Origin of the sequence: Vagococcus sp., from assembly GCF_036639995.1 — a bacterium.
In the GTDB taxonomy this organism is placed as follows: Bacteria; Bacillota; Bacilli; order Lactobacillales; family Vagococcaceae; genus Vagococcus.
Map to the genome: position 1 here is coordinate 23,380 of NZ_JAVWHO010000005.1, position 21,231 is coordinate 44,610.

Below are 21,231 nucleotides of genomic sequence, written 5' to 3' on the forward strand. Positions count from 1 at the left end.
AACCAAAGATGGTTACTTTAGTTCCAACTGGTAATTTTTCATCCAGTTTAATCATGCATTGATCCATACATATTCTTCCGACAATAGGCATTTTTTTGCCATTTACTAACACTTCAAATCCCTGATATTTTCTAACAAGACCATCAGCATAACCGATTGGTAATGTTGCTATCCACTCTTTTTCACTTGTCTCATAAGTGATGCCATATCCAACTTTTTCGCCTTGTTCTAGTTGTTTAACATGAGTGATTTCTGTTTCAAGAGTTAATGCTTGTTTAAGAATAAATGGTTCCTTAACCTCTGTTCCTGAAGGGTTCATGCCATACATCGCGACACCAAATCTGACCAAATTACTTTCCCATGCATCATGCCATAATGCCAAAGCAGAATTTGAGGCATGAATATATTTAATGTCACGACCAAAAATATCAATTGCTTTTGTAAACCTTTCTTGTTGTAACACAACATACGACGTGTCGCGCGAATCTGCTTTAGCAAAATGAGTAAATAATCCTTCAAAATTTATTAACGAGTTACTTTTTAAAATCTGATTAGCTTCTTTCATTTCATCAATATCATTTAAGCCAACTCGCCCCATCCCCGAATCTATTTTTAAATGAATCTTTATTGATTGTTTCACAATATTATTTAAGTCTTTAATCCACTCTAAATTAGTTGCTGTTAAAGTGATATCATTTGCGATTGCAAGTGGAACAAATTCAATAGATACATAGCTTAAAACCAAAATCGGTTCGACTATGTTTGCTCGTCTCAACTCCAAAGCTTCGTCAAGATTAGATACTGCAAGCCCTGTTGCGCCTGCTTCAATTGCCGCTTTAGCCACTTGAACTGCTCCATGTCCATATCCATTTGCCTTAACAACAGCAAAAAGTTCTTTTTCTATTCCAATTCTTTTTTTCTCTTCTGACACATTATGACGAATTGCCTCTAAATCAACGACTACTCTACTTGGTCTACAAAAACTTGGTACCATGACTTTTCCTTCTTTCGATTATAAATAATTTGTATTAATAACATTTCTTAAAAAAAGAACATTCGTAATCACGCCTACATGCAAGTGCAAGTAAAACTAGGCGTGAATTACAAATGTTTAATTAGCTATTCAATTTTTCTTTTTTTTCTTTCTTTTCATAATAAGCGTACACTGGAAGTCCTAATAACATGATCCCAATACCTGCAAGTGCGTAAGTAAATTGAGTGATGATTGTACTAATAACCACAGCAGCACCACCTGCAATTGCTATAATTGGAATAACTGGATAAAAAGGAACTTTATAAGGACGTTCAGCATCCGGATGAGATTTTCTTAATTTAATCACACCAAAGAACGTTAAAATATAGAAATTCCAAACCATAAATGTTGATAAATCAGTTAGCAAATCATATTTACCAGTTAAGCAATATAATGATGAAACAATAAATACAAACCAAGTTGCATTAGAAGGCACACCATTTTTATTAACTTTTTTCAACACATTACTAAATGGAATACGGTCGCTCTGAGCTAATGTAAAAGTAGATCTTGCTGCCGTAAAGACGTAACCATTCAAACCACCAAACACAGATATTAAAATACCAATAGAGACAAATTGTCCCCCTCTAGCACCAAATAATACTTTTGATACATCTGCTGCTGGTGTTTCAGTTAACATTAATTGATCTGCTGGAAGTACCCAAAGATAGGCAACGTTCATAACTATATAAATAATAGAAACTGCGGAGATACCTAAGATAAGTGCTTTAGGTAAATCTTTTCCAGGATTTTTCATTTCTCCAGCAATCATTCCTACACCCATCCAACCATCAAAAGCAAATAAGGCTGCAAGTAATGCTAAAGAAAATGCCTTACCTGGATTCAAATCAGGTCCTAATAAAGGTGTCAAAACATCATTACCAGTTCCTTTAAAGAAACTGACTGCAATGATTGTAATTAATGGAATTAATTTACCCACAGTTGCTATATTTTGGATAATACCACTCGTACGAGCTCCAAAGTTATTCATAATAGCTAAAAATCCAGTTGTGCCAATTGCAAGTAATACTTTCGGCCAGTAATTGTCTGCTGGAAACCCTAAAAGACTTGCTGCTTGAATTCCGAATACAACCGCAATTGCTGCTGTAGAGCCGGTTTGGTAAAGTGTTGAATCCACCCAACCAGTCATAAAACCTAGTTTTGGTCCATAAATGTCATGAATATACGTTACCATTCCACCTGTTTTAGGAATCATTCCTGCGATTTCTGCAGCTGTTAAGGCACCTGCCATTGATAACAGACCTGCTACAACCCAGGCCAACATTCCTAACCCTGGTGCACCACCTGTTGCATTAAAAATTGCATATGGTTTAAAAAATATCCCAGAACCAACAACCATCCCAATGATCGTTGTTAGGGCAACTGTAAAGCCTAACGTTTTCTTTAACTGATGAGTACCACTATCAGACATATTTATACCTCCAATAATTTTTTTCAAAATTTTACATTACTAAATAATTTTTAATAATTTCATTGTGGTCATTATAAATAACAAAAAACGGTTACATTCTATTTAGTTCGCTTTCTCATCATTGATAATGTTTACTAAGTTAATGATTTTTGATTAAGTTATTTTCGATTTATCTATTTAAATGAATCCGGTAAAAACTTTATTTAATAATTTAGCAGGCTAGGTTTTCTTTCCTAATTACTCAATTATTTTGATAATAAAGTATGTTAAAAACGTCTCTCCTTTCTCTCTCCATTTGACCAAGCAACTAAATATTTCAATAATATGAATATTTTTTGCTCGTTTTAAACGCTTATCATGTCTGTTTATTCACTTAAAGCCATTTTAAAGCGCTTACTCTTGTGCAAATAAAGTATAGCATTTTCCTTTTCTTAAACGGTTCACTAATTAGAATAATCACTATTCCTTATTTGACTTATAATAAAAAACCTATACAAACATCTAAATAATGATGTTTGTATAGGTTTATTTTTCACAAAGTCGAATATAAAAAGTGATTATTTATTGAATCATTCCTTTTTAACTAAAAAGAAATTTTATTATTTATTTACTTTACTCTATATTTCACAAGTTTTGATTAACTATTATCTTTTAATTTGAAAGTTTTTGCCAAACAGTTAATGCATCTTTCATTCCTTTGACTTCATGAACTCTGATAATTTCTACTCCTTTAATAGCTGAAAATAATGTCGCGGTAACTGAAGCATAATCACGTTCTAAAGGATTATTTTCATCTACTAGTTGAGCGATTGTTCGCTTTCTAGAAACACCATATAATAACGGAAAATCTTTAAAACGAAATTTCGATGGATTTTTTAAAATATCAATATTTTCTTCAACTGTTTTTCCAAAACCAATACCTGGATCAAAATAAACTCGATTGTTAGCAATACCAGCTTTTTGGCAAGCTTGATATTTTTCTTCATAGAAACTTTGAATATCTTCTTCAACAGTCATTTCTTTTTTTCTAGGTCTAGAATGCATAATAATTAAATCACTTTCAGGATACTGAATAGCTACGTCCATCATTCCTGGTAAGTCTAATCCTCGGACATCATTAATTATATCAGCTCCAATTGATAATGCATGATCTGCAACTTCTGGAAAATAGGTATCAATAGAAATTGGTATATCACTTATTTTTCTTATTCCTTTTATAACTGGATCAATTCGATTAATTTCTTCTTCAGCTGATACTTCAATATAGCCTGGACGAGTCGACTGTCCACCTATATCTAAAATATCAGCGCCATCTTTTATTAATTTTAGTCCATGTTCTATCGCGTCACTTGCATCAAAAAATTTTCCACCATCTGAAAATGAGTCTGGTGTCACGTTAACAATACCCATTATTTTTACATTTTCCATCATTAACTAAGATTCCTCCTCTATTAATTGAATGATTTTTTTTAAAGCACAAACTCGAGGACTGTAGCTATTTCTTTCATCATCTGCTAGTTCTGCCAATGTTTTTCCGCGGTTTGGTAGATAAAAAATCCGATCAAAGCCGTAACCTAGAGCTCCTGTCTCTTTCTCAGCTAATTCTCCTTCAAGTTTTTCTTCTACCAAAAGTACTTTTCCATCTGGATATACATAGGATATCGTTGAAAAAAGTGTTAGTTTACGGCTATCAGATTTATTCTCCAATAATTTAAGTAATTCTTCATTTTTTTGACTATCTGAGGCACCTTTAGAAAAAAAGCGAGCTGTTTTTATCCCTAACAACTCAGGAAATGCCTCCAAAATAAGTCCGCCATCATCAGCTAATACTGGTTGCTCTATATAGTTGGCATAATTTGTAGCTTTTTCAATGGCATTTTCTTTAAAATTCTTCCCTGTCTCTTCAAAATTCAATAATTTATTTATAATCGTTGTATAGGAAATTAAATTAATTGTAGGATTTCCTATACTATCTTGCATTTCTTTTAGTTTACTATGATTATTTGTTCCAACAATAATATCCATCTAATCTACCTAATCAATAGCTTTCAAAAAATCATTTTTCCACTCACGGTCTTCTTTAAAAACCCCTGTATAATGGAAAGATTTTGTTGAACTATGTGGTGTTTTTACTCCTCGCATTGTCATACACATATGTTCAGCCTCAATCGATACAGCAACGCCTTTAACAGGAACATGTTTTATCAACTCTTCAGCTATCATAATAGTTAAATCTTCCTGAACATTGGGTCGTTTAGCACAAAACTCGACTAAGCGAGGAAGTTTACTCAACCCTAACACTTTATTACCTTCAGGAACATACGCAACATGTGCTTTACCAAAAAATGGTAGCAAATGATGCTCACACATCGAGTAAAATTGAATATCTTTTACTAACACCATATCATTATCATTTTTACTATCAAATAGGGCGTAATCATCAAACTCCGGGCCTTCTAATGAACTAAAAACTTCTGCATACATTTTTGCCACTCGCTTAGGTGTATTTTTTAACCCTTCTCTTTCAGGATTTTCTCCTATTGCTTCTAAAATATGAGTTACTGCTAATTCTATTTTCTTTTGATTTTCATTTTCCATAACCATTACCAACTTTCTTTGCTTTGCCAAACATCATCTTTATTACCAGTATCTTCTATTAATTGGTCTATCGACTCACCAAATAATGTCTTATTCTCATAAACATCTTTCAGTGGGATAAGGACAAATGATCTTTTAACTAATTCAATGTGAGGTATATTAAGACGTTCACTGGTCATCTCAATTCCCTCCATCAATAAAATATCAATATCAATTGTTCTTGGACCCCATCTTATAATACGCTCACGGCCAAGTTTTATTTCTATTTCTTGAATGACATCCAATAACTCAATAGGAGTCAAACTTGTTTCTATTTTTACAACAGCATTCAAAAAATTATCTTGTGAGACACCGCCATAAGGTTCTGTTTCATATATTTTTGATTTATTAGACACAATAATATCCTTTTCATTTGAAAGAAGAGACACTGCATCTTTAAGTAAAACAAGACTATCACCAAGATTACTTCCTAATGCTAAATATGCAACTGGCATTATTTAGTCATCTCTCTTTCCATCTCAATTTCTATGTTATCGAAAATGCCAGGCATTGGAACACTATATTTTCTAATTCTTATCAATGCTTTCTCCAACTTGCTCCCATGTTCTACTTCAATATCATCTAAAATAGCTGATGCAACAGCCTCTATTAAATCAAACGAATCTTTAGCTAATCGTTCTGCAATTTTATCATTTACTTCAGCATAACTGACTGTATCTTCAACATTATCTGTTTTTCCAGCTTTTGTTAAATCCATGGTTAATTCTACGTCAACCTCTAATTGTTGACCAAGTACACGTTCTTCCTTTAATACACCATTTTTTGTAAAAAATTTAAGATTGTTAATACGAATTTTTCCCATTTTGACACCTCAATTTATGATTTTTAATAAATTAACTATTATTCAAATTTTGTCACAAAATTATCAGTTAATAACGTTATCCTATCATATTTTGTAAGTTACAACTACCAATTTTTTAAGATTATTAAAAACAAAAAAAGAGGCTATCCCCTTGTATTAGCACTCTTTATTACTACAATATTAAATTTTTATCAAGTCTTTAATAAATTGGCTGTTTAATAACAATTCTTACGTCAAATTTAAAATAATACCTTTTTATTTAGTTCATCTAACATAGCTCTTTTGCTTAAATATGTCTCACCTTGATAACCATCATCAACTAAATTAAAATAAACTCGGTCTTCTTTTTCTGCCTTCATATTTTTCCAAAGAGAATTTCTTCTTAGATCATTAACAAAATCATCATTTCTATGATTTTCATGTGTTGAAAATTCCACTAAAATAATATCTGGATTTATTTTAGCTAATTCTTCAATCGAAATTATTTCTCTTTCCTTATTTTCCTCTATTTTTGCTGGCTGTTTAAACCCTAACTCGTCATAAAGCATTGAATTATAGTACTCTTGACTTTCAAACATATAAAGTTCTTCATCTTTTACTTGTAAAATAAGAATAGATAGATTCTTAATTTCTGGATTCAGTTCTTTAATATTTTTTAAATCATCATTGTATTCTGAAATTAATGTTGTCGCCTTCTCTTTATTTCCAGAAACTTCACCAAGTAACGATAGGCTATCTCGCCAAGTGTCTGATGTATGAGAAAGGTTTATTGTTGATGCTATATCTTCAAGAGTTGCTGTTTTTTCTTTATCAAATTCATTTGAACCTAATATAATATCTGGTTGTAGGACCTTTATTAGTTCTGGATTGGGATCTGATAGCTTTCCCACATCAACGATATTTTTACCTAAATCAGAAACTAAATAATTGGGTATCTCACCATTTCTACTTACTGCTCCTAAAGGTTCTATCCCAAGTGCTACTGCATCTTCCATTGCTTCCAAACTTGCCGTTACAATATTGGTAGTTGGATACTTCATGACATATTCATTATCTAAATAAACTATTTTCTTTTCTTTTTCTTTCGCTTTGAACTCCACAGAATCAAAATCAGTCTTCACTATTGTAGCTACTTGATTCCCACAAGATACGAGTATTAAACTTAACACTAAAAGACCGGATATTAAAAAGAATTTTTTCATTGTTATTCCCCCTTACCTATGACAATGAGTGTTATTATTACTTGTTCGATTTTAACAAATCACATAATTATTATCAAAACAAATGCTCAAAATTCCCAGGTTAAAAAAAAGACCTGTATGAATATTAAAACGTACAGGTCTCTAGATAATAGTTTTTTTATTTATAAAAATCGATTTAATATACATTCTTTCGTATTTTCCTGAAAAATATTGAAAGATAAACTTCGCAATAATTGTATCGAAGCTTCATTTTCCATTAGTACAGTCGCACAAACTTCTGTTATTTCTTGCATTTTCAACCAACTAATTAAACCTTGCAAAGTTTCTTTCATATAACCCATTTTGGCGTATTCTGGACGAATGGTATAACCAATAGTACATGTTGATAATGAATCAAATTTCACGTAAATATCTTCAATTAATTTTTTATTTTCATTGTCGATTATTCCTATCTGTTTTCCTTCAAACCAGTCAGTTTTTACAAGTAATTTTTCCTGATACTCTACCAATGTTAATCCTTTTAAGCCTTGAAAAATCATCCACTCCAGATCGTTATGGTATTTCATAAAAGTTGGTATCATTTCTATTGTTAAATCAGTTATCGTTACCCGTCTTAATACTAAATTCATTTACCTTCTCCCACTAAATTAGCAACAAATCAAATCAAATTTTCTTTCATTATAATATTTTATTTGATGATTAGCATCTAGTTCGATGCAAAGATTTGCTTTGTTTTTGTTAGGTTCTATATATTTATAAAAAGTTTTTATGTTGATTTTTTCCCATACAGCATAGATAACATTAATTGCCTCATACTCATCAAGATGTTGATATTCTATTTTGCTAGATAAATTTTCTAATGATCGTTTTTTAAACCAATTATAGTTAGTTAATAAATCAACTTCCAAGTAAATAGAATAATTAATGAATCTCGAAAACATTGCTGTTAACGCCATTGTTCCTTCTAAAATTAAAACAGTTGGTTGATTAATAATTTGGATGTTTTCCATCATATCTCCATGCTTTTGAGAGTATCGACCTTTTAATAAACCGTAATTTTTTTTTATCAAACTATCAAAAAAGGCATCTATTTTTTTAATATCGTAGCTCTGTTCCCAACCCTTTTTTTCAAATAAATTATGTTGATGTAAATAACTATTACTAAAAAGAAAATCATCTGTCGAAATGATTTCAATTTTTTCATCAGGAAAAGTTTTTAGTAACTCTTGCCTCAGGTAATCAGCAAATGTAGATTTACCTGATGCGATGTTTCCTGTGATGCCGATAACTAAGAAATTATTTTTCACCTTTATGTTTGGTAAATAATTCGCTACAATGTCTTTAAGATACATTTTATTTCTTTCCTATTCTATTTATTATTGGAGGTTCATATGGACATTAAACATTTAGAATATTTTACAACTATTGTTGAAAATAATTTTAATCTTTCTCAATCTGCAAAGATATTACTTATTTCTCAACCCGGTCTGACAAAATTTATTAAAGAATTTGAAGATAAGGAAAATGTTGAATTATTCGTTAGATCCAAAGGACGGCTTGTTGACTTAACTCCTATCGGTAAAGAATTTTATGAGAATGCTTTATCAGTTTTAAAGAGATATGATATATTGATGCAAGATTTAAGAATCAACAAAACAACAATAAAGGGTACTATTAGAGTCGGTATTCCTCCAGTTATTTTAACTGTTCTTTTTAAGAAAGCTATTCCTCAATTTATTCTTGATAATCCAAATATTCAATTAGAAATCATTGAAGCGGGTGCTTACGAATTACAAAAAATGTTGCTTCTTCAAGAAATTGATATTGCTTTTTTAATCGATCCAATCACAACAAATAATATTCAAAGTAAAACAGTCGTTGAGGATCAAGCTGTTGTTATATTCAACAAACATCATCCTTTTGCTAAAAGTCAGAGTCCGCTAACTTATCCAGATTTAGCAAATGAAAAAATTATTCTTTTAAATAACTCATTTATGATTCATCATCAAATTAAAAAAAACTTTCAAGTAGCAGGAGTTACTCCACATATTTTCTTTGAATCAGGAGCCTGGGATTTGCTAGCAAGTATGTGTGAATCACTTGATATTGTTACTATTTTGCCAGCACCTATTGTCCCGCATTATTCAGAAAAAACACTACTATCCCGTCCACTTGAACCACGTTTTAGTTGGATAGTAAAAATATGTAGATTAGAAAACATCTATCATAATCACTTAATCGAATTTGTTGAAGATTTTTTTATTCATTTTTTTCAAACGAAATAATCACAATATCTAAATTAATTAAGAGGTTGAAAATAAATTTCAACCTCTTTTTGTATTAATATTTTAAATTCATTTTATTGTCTAAAAAGATTCTCTCATCCATCATTTTTAGTTCTTTAGATACAATTGGTTTGAAAGACATATGAGCAAAAATATCTTTTTCCATATCAATACCTGGCGCTATTTCAATTAATTCAACGCCTTCTTCAACTAATTTAAAGACAGCGCGTTCTGTAACATAGTAAATGTTTTGACCATTTTTGATAGCAGTATCACCACTGAAAGTTATTTGTTCAACGTCTTCAACAAACTTAGATTTTTTACCTTCATTCACAATGTTTAACTTGCCATCTCTTACTTCAGTCTTCAAGCCACCTGCAGTAAACGTACCACAAAAAACAACATTCTTAGTATTTTGTGTGATATTAATAAATCCGCCAGCTCCAGCAATTTTAGGTCCAAATTTTGATACATTGATATTACCATGTTTATCGCATTCCGCAAGACCTAAGAAGGCAATATCAATTCCTCCGCCATCATAAAAGTCAAACATATACGATTGATCGATAATAGCTTCTGGAGAAATAGCTGCTCCAAAATCTAAACCACCAACTGGAATTCCACCAAAGCTTCCTGGTTCAATAGTTGTAGTGAAGCGATCATTTACGCCTTCTTCTTTTAAAACAGAAGAAATAACTTCTGGCATTCCAATACCATAATTTACAATCTTGGCATCTGAAGGAATTAATTCAGCAGAACGTCTAGCAATTACTTTTCGTTCATTTAAAGGAACATTAGCAGCTCCTTCTGATTTAATAACATTTGATTTAATAAAATCAGAATTAAATTGAGTACCAAAAGTTTGCATATGTTTACGTTCATCTTCAACTTCAACAATGTAGTCAACAAGTAAGCCAGGAATTTTAACTAATTTTGGATCAAGAGAACCTACTGAAACACGATTTTTCACCTGAACAATAACAATACCTCCCGCGTTTTTAACTGCCATAGCTAAAGAGGTTGCTTCTAGAGTCAATGGTTCATCATCAAAAGAAATATTACCTTTATCATCAGCGTAAGTTCCCTTCATAATGGCAATATTTGGGGCTAATAATTTATAAGCTAAATAATCTTCACCATTGAAACTCATTTTGGTAACTAAATCTTCTTTTGTTACTTCGTTTAATTTTCCACCAGAAATATCTGGATCAACAAATGTTCCCAAACCAACTTTAGAAATTAGAAATGGCTTTTTAGCCGCCATTTCTCTAAACATTTGTGACAAAACTCCCTGAGGAAAATTGTATGCTTCAATCAAATTAGCAGAAACTAAAGGTTGTAGTTTAGGTGCTAATCCCCAGTGACCTCCTATAACACGTTTCAGTAAACCTTCTTTAGCATAGTGATTTAAACCTCTTTCACCACTATCACCAATTCCTGCTGCATATAACAATGTTAAATCTTTTGGTTGTTGATATTTTTCGTAATTTATTTCAATTGCTTCATGAATTTCTTCTGCCACTCCAGTTCCAATGAAGCCCTCAACTGCAAGCACATCACCATCTTTAATTAAAGATGGAACTTCTGTTGCTTTAATAAATTTTACAGTCATGATTTTCCTCCTAAGGTTTCATTGCTTTTAATTCTTCAACATTAACTTCATCAATCGTATTACCTTCAACTTCAAATCCATTTAAATTTAAAAATTCTTTTTTAAATAGACTATACGCTGTCAAATCTGTTTTAAAATTATCCGCTGTTAATTTAGACATCAATTCATTTACTTTTTCTTGAGTAGCATCAGATAATTCCCAACTATCTGGACGTAAACGTCCTCTTTCATCATAGTTCGCTTCGTTGCCATATAACATTGTTCTAAACACTCTATCTTTATGCATAATTGGTGTTTCATGAGTACCTTCTTCTAACATAACTTTATATAAACAAATTAAATATTTAGGTAAGATTGGTATAACAACACTTGCTTTTGTTGTTGCAGCTTTTGAAACACAGATTAAACTTTGACCATTGATATCTTTTATAGTCTCATTAATACGTTTTGAAGATTCTTCGGCTTGTTCTTTTGCAACTCCTAGAGAGCCATCATGATAGAATGCATGCGTAACATCTGGTCCAATGTATGAATATAGTAATGTTTTAAATCCATCTGCTAAGCAGCCAGCTTCTTTTAATAATTCAATCCACCATTCCCAGTCTTCACCGCCCATAACTTTAACTGTACCTTCAATTTCTTCTTCAGTGGCAGCTTCAACGACTTGAGTAAACAACTCTTCTTTCTCTAAATTAATATTTTCCCCTGTTACAGATTGTCCCACAGGTTTTAATGCTGAAGAATATGTTACACCTGTTTTGTAGTCTGTTCGTTTCGGAGCAGCTAAACTATAAACCAATAAGTCAATTTTCCCGCCAAATGATTCTTTGATGTAAGAAATAACTTGTTCTTTCATTTCTAAACTAAAAGCATCACCTATAAAGTTTTTTGCAATTAAACCTTCTTTTTCAGCAAACTCTCTAAAGAAAATGTTGTTATACCATCCAGCAGTACCTAACATGGTTTCATCTTTTGGTCCTCTTTCAAATGAAACTCCTATTGTATCCGCTTGACTACCAAAAGCTGTAGTTATTCGACTTGCTAAACCGTAGCTTGAAGATGCACCCAATACTAAAACTTTTTTGGCACCATCATAAGCACCTTGTTCTTTTACATAATTTATTTGATTTAATACTTCTTGTTTACAACCATATGGATTAACCGCTCTTGCTACGTTACCTTTTAATTTCATTTCTACTTTCATTCTTTTACTCTCCCTTTGGTGGAATAACAGTTGCTTTTCCATCTATTAATAATTCGCCATCTTGATTTACTACAGTCGTATGTAATTCTGCTATAATAAATTTCTTTTTATCGATAAGATTTACTACTTCAACTTTTGCCACAATAACATCATCAAAAAAGATTGGGTGTATAAATTTTAGTTCTTGCCCTAAATAAATAGTACCAGGGCCTGGTAAGTCCATTCCTAAAGTCGCTGAAATTAAACCCGCACCTAACATGCCGTGAGCAATTTTAGTTTTAAAAATACTATTTTTTGCATACTCCTCATCAGTATGCGCTGGATTCATATCGCCGGTTGTTTGAGCAAACATATCCACATCTTGTTCTGTTACTCGTTTTGACTTTTCAGCAATTTGACCAATTTCAATATTTTCTTGCGTAATACTTTTGTATTCTTTTTGCATCTACATTCCACTCCTATCTTATTTTGTTAATTATTGAGCAATAAAAAATAAAATAAAAAAACAATAAAAGATATAACCACTATGTATTATATTTCGACTGCTCTTTTTAACAACTCGAATATAATACCTTTTTGTGATAATATCTAATACTGTTTTTTCATACAGAGTATAACTTAAAGTTATGAAATTGTTTTTTATTATTTCAAAATCTTTGAAACATAATGTTAATTTTCAATAAAAGACTGTGTTAATGAGTCAACTATATATGATTCTATTTTTGAATAATTTTCTTTTCTTAATCTAGTTAAAACTACTTTCCACGAAACTGGACGCTCCATCGGAATACAAACAACATCTGTCACTTGATAGAGATCAATAGTTGGTTTAGGTAAAATAGTAACAATATCATGATTAATTTTTGTTGAATTTAACATAAAGTCCCAAGACCCCGAAGTCAAAATAATATTAGGGTGAACTTGATGCCTTTCAAATGTCTCATTTAAAAGATGATGAATCATAAATGTTGAATCAAATAAAGCCAATTTTTCATTATCTAAATCCTGCCATTTAATTTTCTTTTTTTTTGCCAATTTATGTTGTGGCGAAACAAAAACTGCAAGCTCAGATTTCTGTATTTCAATTGTCTCAATCAAATTATCCGCTAAACCAGTTGGAGACAACAAAACAGCAATATCCACATTTCCCAGTAGTAAATCATTTTTTAAATCAAAGGCTCCCGTTTCTTTGATGTTAAATTTTATATCCGGATTTTCTAAAATTAATTTTGGCATTACTGTTGAGAACACTACTGATAAAACAAGTGGAGGGATTCCTATATTTATTGTTCCTTTAACCCCTTTTAACTGTTCATGGAGATGGCTAAACATTTCGTTATATTTTTTTATTACTTCTGATGCGTCATCATAGTAGTTTTCTCCTAAATAAGTTAAACCAACAATTCTTCCACGTTCTCTTTTAAAAAGTTTAACCCCTTCACGTTTCTCGAAATCATTAATCATCATACTTAGAGTGGGTTGTGAAATATAAAGTAATTCAGCAGCTCTACTTAAGTTATAATCGTTCTCTACAATAGTCATAAAATATCGCAATTGTTTTATATCCATCACGCTCACCTTTCTTATACTTTTAAGTTATACACCCAATAACTATTATGTATACTTATACTTTTTTCTTATTTCATTATGTCACAAAGCTTATTTAAAAGCTATTTTCAAGTATAGTATAAATAAATTTTATACTTATCTAAATTTTATATAGTTTGCTTTAATCTAATTCACTGATATCTTATGTGTGTAGAAAGCGTTTTACATAACAGAAAGGGTCGAACAACATTATGAAAAAAAACATTGTTATTGTCGAAGCATTACGAACACCTATTGGTTCATTTGGAGGTGCATTCAAAAATATTTCTGCTGTAGATCTTGGCACTACAGTTATGAAACAAATATTAGAAAAAACTAAATTAAAACCTGAGATGGTAGATGAAGTTATTTTAGGTAACGTCCTTCATGCTGGTTTAGGGCAAAATGTTGCTAGACAACTTGCCATTCATTCAGGTATCCCAAATGATAAAACTGCCTTTACTTTAGATATGGTATGTGGTTCTGGGTTAAAAGCAATTGAATTAGCTACTCAAAGCATACTTTTGGGCGATGCTGAAATTATCATCGCTGGTGGTGTTGAAAACATGTCTCAAGCGGCTTATGTATTGGACAACCAAAGATTTGGTCAACGTCTTGGAAATGGAAAAGTTGTTGATACACTCGTTAATGATGGCTTAACTGATGCTTTTAATAACTACCACATGGGAATTACCGCTGAAAATGTAGCAAAACAATACTCTATTACTCGAGAAGATCAAGATAGGTTCGCACAAGGTAGTCAGGAAAAAGCCGCTAACGCTCTTAAAACTAACCGTTTTGCTGATGAAATCGTTCCTGTTTCTATTCCACAACGTAAAAAAGAACCCATTTTAGTGGGACAAGATGAATATCCAAAACCCGGAAGTACTTTTGAAACTTTACAAAAATTAAGACCTGCTTTTTTACCTGGTGAAGGAACTGTAACAGCCGGTAATGCTTCTGGTATCAATGACGGAGCAGCAATGGTTATGCTAATGTCTGAAGAAAAAGCAAAAGAATTAGGCTTAACAAGTTTAGTTTCGATTTCAAGCTATGCAAGTGCTGGTGTAGCACCAGAATTAATGGGAACTGGTCCAATTCCAGCTTCAAGAAAAGCTCTTGAAAAAGCTGGTTTAAGTGTTACAGACCTAGATTTAATCGAATCAAACGAAGCTTTTGCTTCACAATCAATTGCTGTTTTAAAAGAATTACAATTAAATCCTGAAATTGTCAATGTTAATGGAGGAGCAATTGCTTTAGGCCACCCAATTGGTGCAAGCGGTGCGAGAATCCTAGTCTCACTAATTCATGAAATGAAAAAACGTAACGCAACTAATGGTTTGGCCACTCTATGTATTGGCGGCGGGCAAGGTACAGCAGTTATCGTTAAAAACGAACAATAATTGGAATAGAAAGTAGGAAAAAAAATGTGTAAAACGATCACTATTAAAGATGCTACTAAGTTAATTAATGATGGCGATATCGTTATGGTTGGCGGATTTATGGCTAACGGAACACCTGAAAAATTAATTGATGCTTTAGTAGAAAAAGGTGTTAAAAATTTAACTCTAATCTGTAACGATGCTGGTTTTCCTGACAAAGGTGTCGGGAAAATGGTGGCTCAAAAACAATTTTCAACTATCATTGCTTCACACATTGGTTTAAATCGCGAAGCAGGTAGACAAATGAATGATGGTGAAACAGTTATTAATCTTGTTCCACAAGGTACTCTAGCCGAACAAATTCGTGCTGGTGGGTTCGGTTTAGGTGGCTTCTTAACACCAACAGGTATTGGTACACTAGTTGAAGAAGGAAAAGATATTATTACTATTGATGATAAAGAATATTTATTAGAAAAACCACTTAAAGCAGATGTTGCATTAGTTTTTGCTAACAAAGCCGATAAAAATGGTAACTTACAATATTCAGGATCTGAAAATAACTTTAACCAAGTCATGGCAAGTAACGCAACTACAACAATTGTTGAAACAAGAGAAATTGTCGAAGTTGGAGATCTTGATCCAAACTTTATCCATACACCAGGAATATTTGTAAATTATTTAGTGAAAGGAGAATAATCAATGTCTGAAAAACAAGTTGAGTTATCAAAAGAAGAAGTTCAGTCACGTATTGCAAAACGCGTTGCTAAAGAATTAGAAAACAATACTTTAGTTAATTTAGGAATTGGTCTTCCAACTAAAGTGGCTAACTATATTCCAGAAGATGTGACCATTACACTTCAATCAGAAAATGGATTTGTAGGTTTAACTGCAGCTACCGAAGAAAATTTTGACCCATCTATTGTTAACGCAGGTGGACAACCTGTTGGAATTTTACCTGGAGGGGCATTTTTCGATAGCTCTACCTCATTTGGTATCATTAGAGGAGGACATGTCGCAGCAACGGTTTTAGGAGCTCTTCAAGTTGATCAATATGCAAATATTGCTAATTATTTAATTCCTGGAAAAATGGTACCTGGTATGGGCGGTGCGATGGATTTATTAATTGGTGCAAAAAAAGTTATAGTAGCTATGGAACACACAAATAAAGGTAAACATAAAATATTAAACAGCTGTTCTCTTCCACTAACTGCTAAAAATGTTGTTAGCATGATTATTACTGAAATGGGTGTTTTTGAATACCAAGAAGATGGCTTGTGTGCGACTGAGATTCATCCTGATTTTACTTTTGAAGAAGTACAAGCGGCAACCGAAGCAACACTAATTAATAAAACAAAATAAAAAAATATTGGAGGATTTTATAATGACTCATTCAAAAGAAGTAGTATTCGTAACAGGTGCAGCAAGTGGTATTGGTAAACAAATTGGTGAAACATTCTTAAAAGAAGGAAAAACTGTCGTATTTTCAGATATTAACAAAGAAAAGTTAGACGATGTCGTTGCCGAATATGAAATTCAAGGATTGGATGCATTTGGTGTACTTTGTGATGTTACTAGTGAAGAAGCTATTAATACTGCTATTGATACTGTTGTTGAAAAATACGGTCGTATCGATATTTTAGTTAATAACGCTGGTCTTCAACATGTTTCCATGATCGAAGATTTTCCTGCAGATAAATTTGAGTTTATGGTAAAAATTATGTTAATTGCTCCATTTATTGCCATTAAACGTGCTTTTCCAACGATGAAAGCTCAAAAGCATGGTCGTGTCATCAACATGGCTTCTATTAACGGAGTAATTGGTTTTGCTGGTAAATCAGCATATAACTCTTCAAAACATGGTTTGATTGGTTTAACTAAAGTTGCTGCTTTGGAAGCTGCTGATTCTGGAATTACTGTTAATGCTATTTGTCCTGGCTATGTTGATACACCACTTGTTAGAGGACAATTTGAAGACTTATCTAAAACACGTAATATTCCTTTAGAAAAGGTGTTAGAAGAAGTTTTATATCCACTAGTTCCTCAAAAACGTTTAATCGATGTGCAAGAAATTGCTGATTACGTTTCTTTCTTAGCAAGTGACAAGGCAAAAGGTGTTACTGGACAAGCTTGTATTTTAGATGGCGGTTATACTGCTCAATAGTTTAATAGCAAAATAAAGAGACTGACACTTTTAGTCGTCTTTTTATTTTCTCACTTAAGGAGGATATTTATTATTATGGAAATTATTGGTTCTATTGGTGTACTTTTGGGCGTTATTGCCATCATATACTTTTCACTAAAGGAAATTAACATTATTATTGCCGCTCCCCTAGCTACAGCTATCGTTATTTTATTTAATCAAATGAATCCTGTAACATCTTTATTAGGTAAAGAAGCTAATCAATATATGGGAGCTCTTTCTACATATATATTAAATTACTTTGCCATTTTCTTATTGGGTTCCATTTTAGCAAAACTAATGGAGGTTAGTGGTGCAACAACAGCTATTGCTGATTACATACTTAAAAAAGTTGGTTATGACAGTCCCTATAAAGTCCTTGTAGCTATTTTTGCTGTAAGTGCTATTTTAACTTACGGAGGTATTAGTTTATTCGTTGTTATGTTTGCTGTTCTACCTCTTGCAAGAAGTTTATTTAAAAAAATGGATTTATCTTGGAATCTAATACAGGTACCATTATGGTTAGGAATTGCTACTTTTACAATGACTATTCTACCTGGTACTCCAGCTATTCAAAATGTTATTCCTATTCAATATTTAAATACATCATTAACTGCAGCTGCTATCCCTAGTATCTTAGGGTCAATTGGTTGTATTGCTTTTGGTTTATTTTATATGAAACGTTGTCTAAACAAAAGTCTTGCTAAAGGTGAAACTTATTCTACTTATGCTTTAGATGCAAATGAAGAAGTTGAAGAAAAAGAACTACCTAACTTTTTCCCTAGCATCTCCCCATTACTACTTTTAATCGTGCTCGCTCTATCTGGTAGTATTTTTGGCGGCGAATTTTTAAAGAAAAATATTATTTATATTGCTCTACTCTCAGCAATTATCTTAGCTTTTATTTTATTTAGAAATTTTATCCCTGAAAAAATAAAAACATTTAACTTGGGAGCTAGTGGTTCAATTGCCCCAATTTTCGCGACTGCTTCTGCAGTTGCTTTTGGAGCTGTTGTTATGATCGCTCCTGGATTTAAATTTTTCTCTGATTTAATTTTAAACATTCCAGGAAATCCTTTAATTAGTTTAACCGTTTTGACATCTTCTATGTCAGCTATTACTGGTTCTTCCTCTGGAGCACTTGGTATTGTTATGCCCAATTTTGCCCAATTTTACTTAGACAAGGGCGTCGATCCTGAAATGATCCATAGAGTTGCAGCAATTGCTTCAAATATTTTAACTATCGTACCTCAAAGTGGCGTGTTCTTAACATTCCTTGCTTTGACAGGTTTAAATCATAAAAATGCATTTAAACAAACTTTCATTACCGTGTCAGTTGGAACCTTAATTGCTGAAATAATTGTTATTCTCACTGGATTTATTTTTTAAGAAAAAGAAAGAGACTACACATAAATAGTCTCTTTTTTCTTTACTCTTCTACAAACAAACTAATAATATTCCCATCATAATCTCTCACCAAAGCATAATATTGTCCCCAAGGAGCAGACCAAGGTTCTTTTAACACTTCGACATTTGCATTACGTAATGACTCTACTCGGCTATTAACCTCTTCTTTATTTTCACATAAAAAAGCTAGTTCTATTTTGTCTCCAGTAGTCTTTGGTTCAAAGCCCAGTACTGTCGTAATCATTTGTTTAGTATTAAGGGACAAGCGGACACTCGCATTATTAAGCTCTACATAATCTGCTTTTTCATCTCCAAAAATAACATTCAATCCAAGCATTTGGTAAAAAGTTATAGCTCTTTTCATATCCTTAACAATAATGCCAATCATATCTAATTTCATAACGTTTTTTTCTCCTTTAGTTGATATCTTAATAGTGTTTTTCGTTTCTCAGGAGCCACTCGCCTAGCATCTGATAAATAAATTTCTCGGTGTGCATAGTTGTCCATATACATTTTAGGTTCAAAGGAAGTTTTCTTTAAAAAATCTTTCATTTTCTCAAATGTATATTTTTCATTTTCAAAAGGACCAACGTGAAGCATTTGTACGACTTTTCCATCTGTATATTGTTCAACTTTAATTTGATCAAGAAACGGATTTTCTTTTTTTATTTTTACTTGTGCTAAACTTTGGTTAGCCATCTCTTTAGTCACACCACTTGGCTGTCTAATCATAATGCGGTAAACAAGCGCGTCTTTGTTTAATCCGTCATCACGTGACCCATCACTCGTTGTCCATAAGCCTTCTAATGGGTAAACTGTATACTCAAAAGGTTCTCCAAACTCGCCTTTTTTTAACAACATCCGAAGTGAATAAGACGCCTGATATAGAGCTTCTATTTCTTTACTAAACAATGCATCATTAGGATTTCCCATGCCGTCAATAATAAAAAAAGTGTATTCCGGTACATCAACTATTTCTACTTTTTTAGGAAAATACAAATGTTTTTCTTCTTTACGCCATTCATACTTCATTGATATCACTCCATTTCAATTGTTAGCAACAATTCCATTCCTTCTGAGGTTGGGTGATACGTTCCTTTGCCACTGATTGCTTTAAAATCACCTGTTCCAGTTCCTTCAATAATTTCAACTGTTGCTTCATACTCATTTTTAATAAAACTCCCTTGATCAATTAATGCAAACGAGCCTGATTGATTGCCAATCTTTCCAGTAAAAATATTAAAACCTTTAAAAGAACTTGATGATTGATGACTATCCACTTCATTATAATCCAAATAAAAGATACTATAATCGACTGACATTTCTCCTTCTAAATCCCCAGTAACGCTATAAGTTGCCACAGCATGTGCTATCTTCTTTTCAATTGTAAAAACTTCTTCCCAATTAGTTACATTAAAAATACTTGTTGTCATTTTCGTTTCTCCTTAATCAAATTTAAACCTAGTTTAACAAAGTACTACGACACCTGTATGTCATATTGCTTTAAAATATTTCTAGCCTTGTTGATAATTTTTTCTTGTAAACTTTTAGGTGAAATGACTTTTACATCTTCACCATATCCAAGAAGCATCTCCACCAGCCACTCCTCATCAGGCATACTTTTTTTTACAATTATATACTCTGACATTTCTTTAATATCTTTTTCCAAAAATGAATCGTATACTTTTGCTTTTACTTGGTTACTAAAATGTAATTCAACAGGAATCATCTCAATTTTCTGCTCTAATTTAGTAAAAAACTGCTCCAATGTTTCTTTGTTTAAGGTGTCTCTATTCTCTTGTTTATAGGTTTCTTCTAAAAATTTAGTGTGGCGAATTCGGCTTAACCGAAATAAACGTGTGTCTTCTCTCAAACGACAAAAAGCATACAAATACCAATGGTAAGACTTATATACTAAATTAATCGGTTCAACCACTCGCTGACTTGCTTCTCCATCATATCGTACATAATCAAATGAGATAACTTGATTATTTTCAATGGCTCGTTCAATTTTCTCAAGAGCGTAATCTTGACTCTTCCATAAACTTAAGTCAAAAAAATACGGTGACCTAGTCTCATTATCCTTAATCATATAAGACATTTTCTGACTCAATTCTTCCATTTTTGGATGGTGGTAACTTGTTGATATACTCTGACTCAGCTCAAGTAATGTTCTCTTTTCCATATCTGAAAATAGTAATGATGAAAGTTTATAATCTTCATCTAAGTAGAAACCTCCTTCATTTCCTTGACGAGAGTATATTGGAATACCAGCTAAACTAAGGGTCTCAATGTCTCTGTAAATAGTACGCGAAGAGACATGATACATTTCTGCTATGTCACTTGCTTTAAAATATTTTTGAGATAGTAACGTAATTAATATATACATCATTCGTTCAATTTTCATTTGCTTCCTCATCACTTCTTTGTTTCATTGATTATCTCATA

At 32.1% G+C, this 21,231-nt stretch carries 24 protein-coding genes; 6 read left to right on the forward strand and 18 right to left on the reverse strand.

All coding sequences use genetic code 11. The annotated features are described in order from the left end of the window. The 10 genes from alr to RR554_RS02980 all read right to left on the reverse strand — a co-directional run. Positions 1 to 994 (reverse strand): alanine racemase (gene alr / locus RR554_RS02935; protein WP_332467389.1); only part of this gene is annotated, 994 nt, incomplete at its 3' end. A 121-nt stretch (positions 995 to 1,115) separates the two neighbouring features. Next, a complete protein-coding gene (locus RR554_RS02940) occupies positions 1,116 to 2,465 on the reverse strand; it encodes an APC family permease (protein ID WP_332462789.1) in 1,350 nt (449 codons plus the stop codon). Between the two features lie 651 nt (positions 2,466 to 3,116). Then, positions 3,117 to 3,896, reverse strand: a complete 780-nt coding sequence (gene folP, locus RR554_RS02945) for a dihydropteroate synthase (protein ID WP_332462788.1) — start codon at positions 3,894 to 3,896, stop codon at positions 3,117 to 3,119. Positions 3,897 to 3,899: 3 nt separating this feature from the next. Beyond that, complete coding sequence (locus tag RR554_RS02950) at positions 3,900 to 4,490, reverse strand: non-canonical purine NTP pyrophosphatase (protein WP_332467390.1); 591 nt, start codon at positions 4,488 to 4,490, stop codon at positions 3,900 to 3,902. 9 nt (positions 4,491 to 4,499) lie between these two features. Continuing rightward, complete coding sequence (folE, locus tag RR554_RS02955) at positions 4,500 to 5,063, reverse strand: GTP cyclohydrolase I FolE (protein ID WP_332467391.1); 564 nt, start codon at positions 5,061 to 5,063, stop codon at positions 4,500 to 4,502. Between the two features lie 5 nt (positions 5,064 to 5,068). Next, on the reverse strand, positions 5,069 to 5,557 hold the full coding sequence (gene folK, locus RR554_RS02960) for a 2-amino-4-hydroxy-6-hydroxymethyldihydropteridine diphosphokinase (protein WP_332462785.1): 489 nt from the start codon (positions 5,555 to 5,557) through the stop codon (positions 5,069 to 5,071). Continuing rightward, the gene (gene folB, locus RR554_RS02965; RefSeq protein ID WP_332462784.1) at positions 5,557 to 5,925 is read right to left on the reverse strand and encodes a dihydroneopterin aldolase; all 369 of its coding nucleotides are present in this window, start codon (positions 5,923 to 5,925) and stop codon (positions 5,557 to 5,559) included. Before folB ends, folK begins: the two co-directional genes overlap by 1 nt. A 239-nt stretch (positions 5,926 to 6,164) precedes the next feature. After that, complete coding sequence (locus RR554_RS02970; protein ID WP_332467392.1) at positions 6,165 to 7,127, reverse strand: ABC transporter substrate-binding protein; 963 nt, start codon at positions 7,125 to 7,127, stop codon at positions 6,165 to 6,167. 161 nt (positions 7,128 to 7,288) lie between these two features. After that, a complete protein-coding gene (locus tag RR554_RS02975) occupies positions 7,289 to 7,756 on the reverse strand; it encodes a GNAT family N-acetyltransferase (protein ID WP_332462782.1) in 468 nt (155 codons plus the stop codon). A gap of 18 nt (positions 7,757 to 7,774) precedes the next feature. After that, positions 7,775 to 8,479: a hypothetical protein gene (locus RR554_RS02980; protein WP_332467393.1), complete on the reverse strand. Its 705-nt coding sequence runs from the start codon at positions 8,477 to 8,479 to the stop codon at positions 7,775 to 7,777. Positions 8,480 to 8,518: 39 nt separating this feature from the next. On the opposite strand from RR554_RS02980, the gene RR554_RS02985 reads away from it, so the two are divergent. Further along, positions 8,519 to 9,412 (forward strand): LysR family transcriptional regulator, encoded by an 894-nt coding sequence (locus RR554_RS02985; protein WP_332462780.1) that lies wholly within the window; start codon positions 8,519 to 8,521, stop codon positions 9,410 to 9,412. Between the two features lie 55 nt (positions 9,413 to 9,467). Here the strand turns inward: RR554_RS02985 and RR554_RS02990 are convergent, their stop codons facing one another. The 4 genes from RR554_RS02990 to RR554_RS03005 form a co-directional block, all read right to left on the reverse strand. Continuing rightward, on the reverse strand, positions 9,468 to 11,024 hold the full coding sequence (locus RR554_RS02990; RefSeq protein WP_332462779.1) for an acyl CoA:acetate/3-ketoacid CoA transferase: 1,557 nt from the start codon (positions 11,022 to 11,024) through the stop codon (positions 9,468 to 9,470). Positions 11,025 to 11,034: 10 nt separating this feature from the next. Beyond that, the gene (gene fabV / locus RR554_RS02995) at positions 11,035 to 12,228 is read right to left on the reverse strand and encodes an enoyl-ACP reductase FabV (RefSeq protein ID WP_332467394.1); all 1,194 of its coding nucleotides are present in this window, start codon (positions 12,226 to 12,228) and stop codon (positions 11,035 to 11,037) included. A gap of 4 nt (positions 12,229 to 12,232) precedes the next feature. Next, complete coding sequence (locus RR554_RS03000) at positions 12,233 to 12,673, reverse strand: MaoC family dehydratase (protein WP_332462777.1); 441 nt, start codon at positions 12,671 to 12,673, stop codon at positions 12,233 to 12,235. A 224-nt stretch (positions 12,674 to 12,897) separates the two neighbouring features. Continuing rightward, the gene (locus RR554_RS03005; protein ID WP_332462776.1) at positions 12,898 to 13,797 is read right to left on the reverse strand and encodes a LysR family transcriptional regulator; all 900 of its coding nucleotides are present in this window, start codon (positions 13,795 to 13,797) and stop codon (positions 12,898 to 12,900) included. Positions 13,798 to 14,027: 230 nt separating this feature from the next. On the opposite strand from RR554_RS03005, the gene RR554_RS03010 reads away from it, so the two are divergent. The 5 genes from RR554_RS03010 (at position 14,028) to RR554_RS03030 (ending at position 18,765) form a co-directional block, all read left to right on the forward strand. Continuing rightward, positions 14,028 to 15,218: an acetyl-CoA C-acetyltransferase gene (locus tag RR554_RS03010; RefSeq protein ID WP_332462775.1), complete on the forward strand. Its 1,191-nt coding sequence runs from the start codon at positions 14,028 to 14,030 to the stop codon at positions 15,216 to 15,218. A gap of 24 nt (positions 15,219 to 15,242) precedes the next feature. Continuing rightward, positions 15,243 to 15,893 (forward strand): CoA transferase subunit A, encoded by a 651-nt coding sequence (locus RR554_RS03015; RefSeq protein WP_332462774.1) that lies wholly within the window; start codon positions 15,243 to 15,245, stop codon positions 15,891 to 15,893. Positions 15,894 to 15,896: 3 nt separating this feature from the next. After that, positions 15,897 to 16,556: a 3-oxoacid CoA-transferase subunit B gene (locus tag RR554_RS03020; RefSeq protein ID WP_332462773.1), complete on the forward strand. Its 660-nt coding sequence runs from the start codon at positions 15,897 to 15,899 to the stop codon at positions 16,554 to 16,556. 22 nt (positions 16,557 to 16,578) lie between these two features. Beyond that, positions 16,579 to 17,358, forward strand: a complete 780-nt coding sequence (locus tag RR554_RS03025) for a 3-hydroxybutyrate dehydrogenase (protein WP_332467395.1) — start codon at positions 16,579 to 16,581, stop codon at positions 17,356 to 17,358. Positions 17,359 to 17,433: 75 nt separating this feature from the next. Next, entirely contained in the window at positions 17,434 to 18,765 is a 1,332-nt protein-coding gene (locus RR554_RS03030) for a GntP family permease (RefSeq protein ID WP_332467396.1), read from the forward strand. A gap of 40 nt (positions 18,766 to 18,805) precedes the next feature. Here RR554_RS03030 and RR554_RS03035 read toward each other — a convergent pair whose 3' ends face one another. From RR554_RS03035 to RR554_RS03050, 4 genes are read right to left on the reverse strand one after another with little or no spacing between them, the layout of a single operon-like run. Beyond that, complete coding sequence (locus tag RR554_RS03035) at positions 18,806 to 19,183, reverse strand: VOC family protein (protein WP_332462770.1); 378 nt, start codon at positions 19,181 to 19,183, stop codon at positions 18,806 to 18,808. Beyond that, positions 19,180 to 19,815 carry a GyrI-like domain-containing protein gene (locus RR554_RS03040; RefSeq protein ID WP_332467397.1) on the reverse strand — a complete coding sequence of 212 codons (636 nt, stop codon included), beginning with the start codon at positions 19,813 to 19,815 and terminating at the stop codon, positions 19,180 to 19,182. Before RR554_RS03040 ends, RR554_RS03035 begins: the two co-directional genes overlap by 4 nt. 5 nt (positions 19,816 to 19,820) lie before the next feature. Then, positions 19,821 to 20,216: a DUF3224 domain-containing protein gene (locus RR554_RS03045; RefSeq protein ID WP_332467398.1), complete on the reverse strand. Its 396-nt coding sequence runs from the start codon at positions 20,214 to 20,216 to the stop codon at positions 19,821 to 19,823. A gap of 44 nt (positions 20,217 to 20,260) precedes the next feature. Continuing rightward, positions 20,261 to 21,190: a helix-turn-helix transcriptional regulator gene (locus RR554_RS03050; protein WP_332467399.1), complete on the reverse strand. Its 930-nt coding sequence runs from the start codon at positions 21,188 to 21,190 to the stop codon at positions 20,261 to 20,263. Between the last annotated feature and the right edge of the window lie 41 nt (positions 21,191 to 21,231).

Coding starts and splice junctions, on each gene's coding strand:
- RR554_RS03050 (WP_332467399.1), bottom strand. CDS start 21,190: ATGAAAATTGAACGAATGATGTATATATTAATTACGTTACTATCTCAA.
- RR554_RS03015 (WP_332462774.1), top strand. CDS start 15,243: ATGTGTAAAACGATCACTATTAAAGATGCTACTAAGTTAATTAATGAT.
- fabV (WP_332467394.1), bottom strand. CDS start 12,228: ATGAAAGTAGAAATGAAATTAAAAGGTAACGTAGCAAGAGCGGTTAAT.
- RR554_RS02940 (WP_332462789.1), bottom strand. CDS start 2,465: ATGTCTGATAGTGGTACTCATCAGTTAAAGAAAACGTTAGGCTTTACA.
- RR554_RS03020 (WP_332462773.1), top strand. CDS start 15,897: ATGTCTGAAAAACAAGTTGAGTTATCAAAAGAAGAAGTTCAGTCACGT.
- RR554_RS03040 (WP_332467397.1), bottom strand. CDS start 19,815: ATGAAGTATGAATGGCGTAAAGAAGAAAAACATTTGTATTTTCCTAAA.
- folB (WP_332462784.1), bottom strand. CDS start 5,925: ATGGGAAAAATTCGTATTAACAATCTTAAATTTTTTACAAAAAATGGT.
- RR554_RS02970 (WP_332467392.1), bottom strand. CDS start 7,127: ATGAAAAAATTCTTTTTAATATCCGGTCTTTTAGTGTTAAGTTTAATA.
- folP (WP_332462788.1), bottom strand. CDS start 3,896: ATGATGGAAAATGTAAAAATAATGGGTATTGTTAACGTGACACCAGAC.
- RR554_RS03030 (WP_332467396.1), top strand. CDS start 17,434: ATGGAAATTATTGGTTCTATTGGTGTACTTTTGGGCGTTATTGCCATC.
- RR554_RS03045 (WP_332467398.1), bottom strand. CDS start 20,216: ATGACAACAAGTATTTTTAATGTAACTAATTGGGAAGAAGTTTTTACA.
- RR554_RS02980 (WP_332467393.1), bottom strand. CDS start 8,479: ATGTATCTTAAAGACATTGTAGCGAATTATTTACCAAACATAAAGGTG.
- RR554_RS02975 (WP_332462782.1), bottom strand. CDS start 7,756: ATGAATTTAGTATTAAGACGGGTAACGATAACTGATTTAACAATAGAA.
- RR554_RS02950 (WP_332467390.1), bottom strand. CDS start 4,490: ATGGATATTATTGTTGGAACAAATAATCATAGTAAACTAAAAGAAATG.
- RR554_RS02990 (WP_332462779.1), bottom strand. CDS start 11,024: ATGACTGTAAAATTTATTAAAGCAACAGAAGTTCCATCTTTAATTAAA.
- folE (WP_332467391.1), bottom strand. CDS start 5,063: ATGGAAAATGAAAATCAAAAGAAAATAGAATTAGCAGTAACTCATATT.
- RR554_RS03035 (WP_332462770.1), bottom strand. CDS start 19,183: ATGAAATTAGATATGATTGGCATTATTGTTAAGGATATGAAAAGAGCT.
- RR554_RS03010 (WP_332462775.1), top strand. CDS start 14,028: ATGAAAAAAAACATTGTTATTGTCGAAGCATTACGAACACCTATTGGT.
- RR554_RS03025 (WP_332467395.1), top strand. CDS start 16,579: ATGACTCATTCAAAAGAAGTAGTATTCGTAACAGGTGCAGCAAGTGGT.
- RR554_RS02985 (WP_332462780.1), top strand. CDS start 8,519: ATGGACATTAAACATTTAGAATATTTTACAACTATTGTTGAAAATAAT.
- RR554_RS03000 (WP_332462777.1), bottom strand. CDS start 12,673: ATGCAAAAAGAATACAAAAGTATTACGCAAGAAAATATTGAAATTGGT.
- RR554_RS03005 (WP_332462776.1), bottom strand. CDS start 13,797: ATGGATATAAAACAATTGCGATATTTTATGACTATTGTAGAGAACGAT.
- folK (WP_332462785.1), bottom strand. CDS start 5,557: ATGCCAGTTGCATATTTAGCATTAGGAAGTAATCTTGGTGATAGTCTT.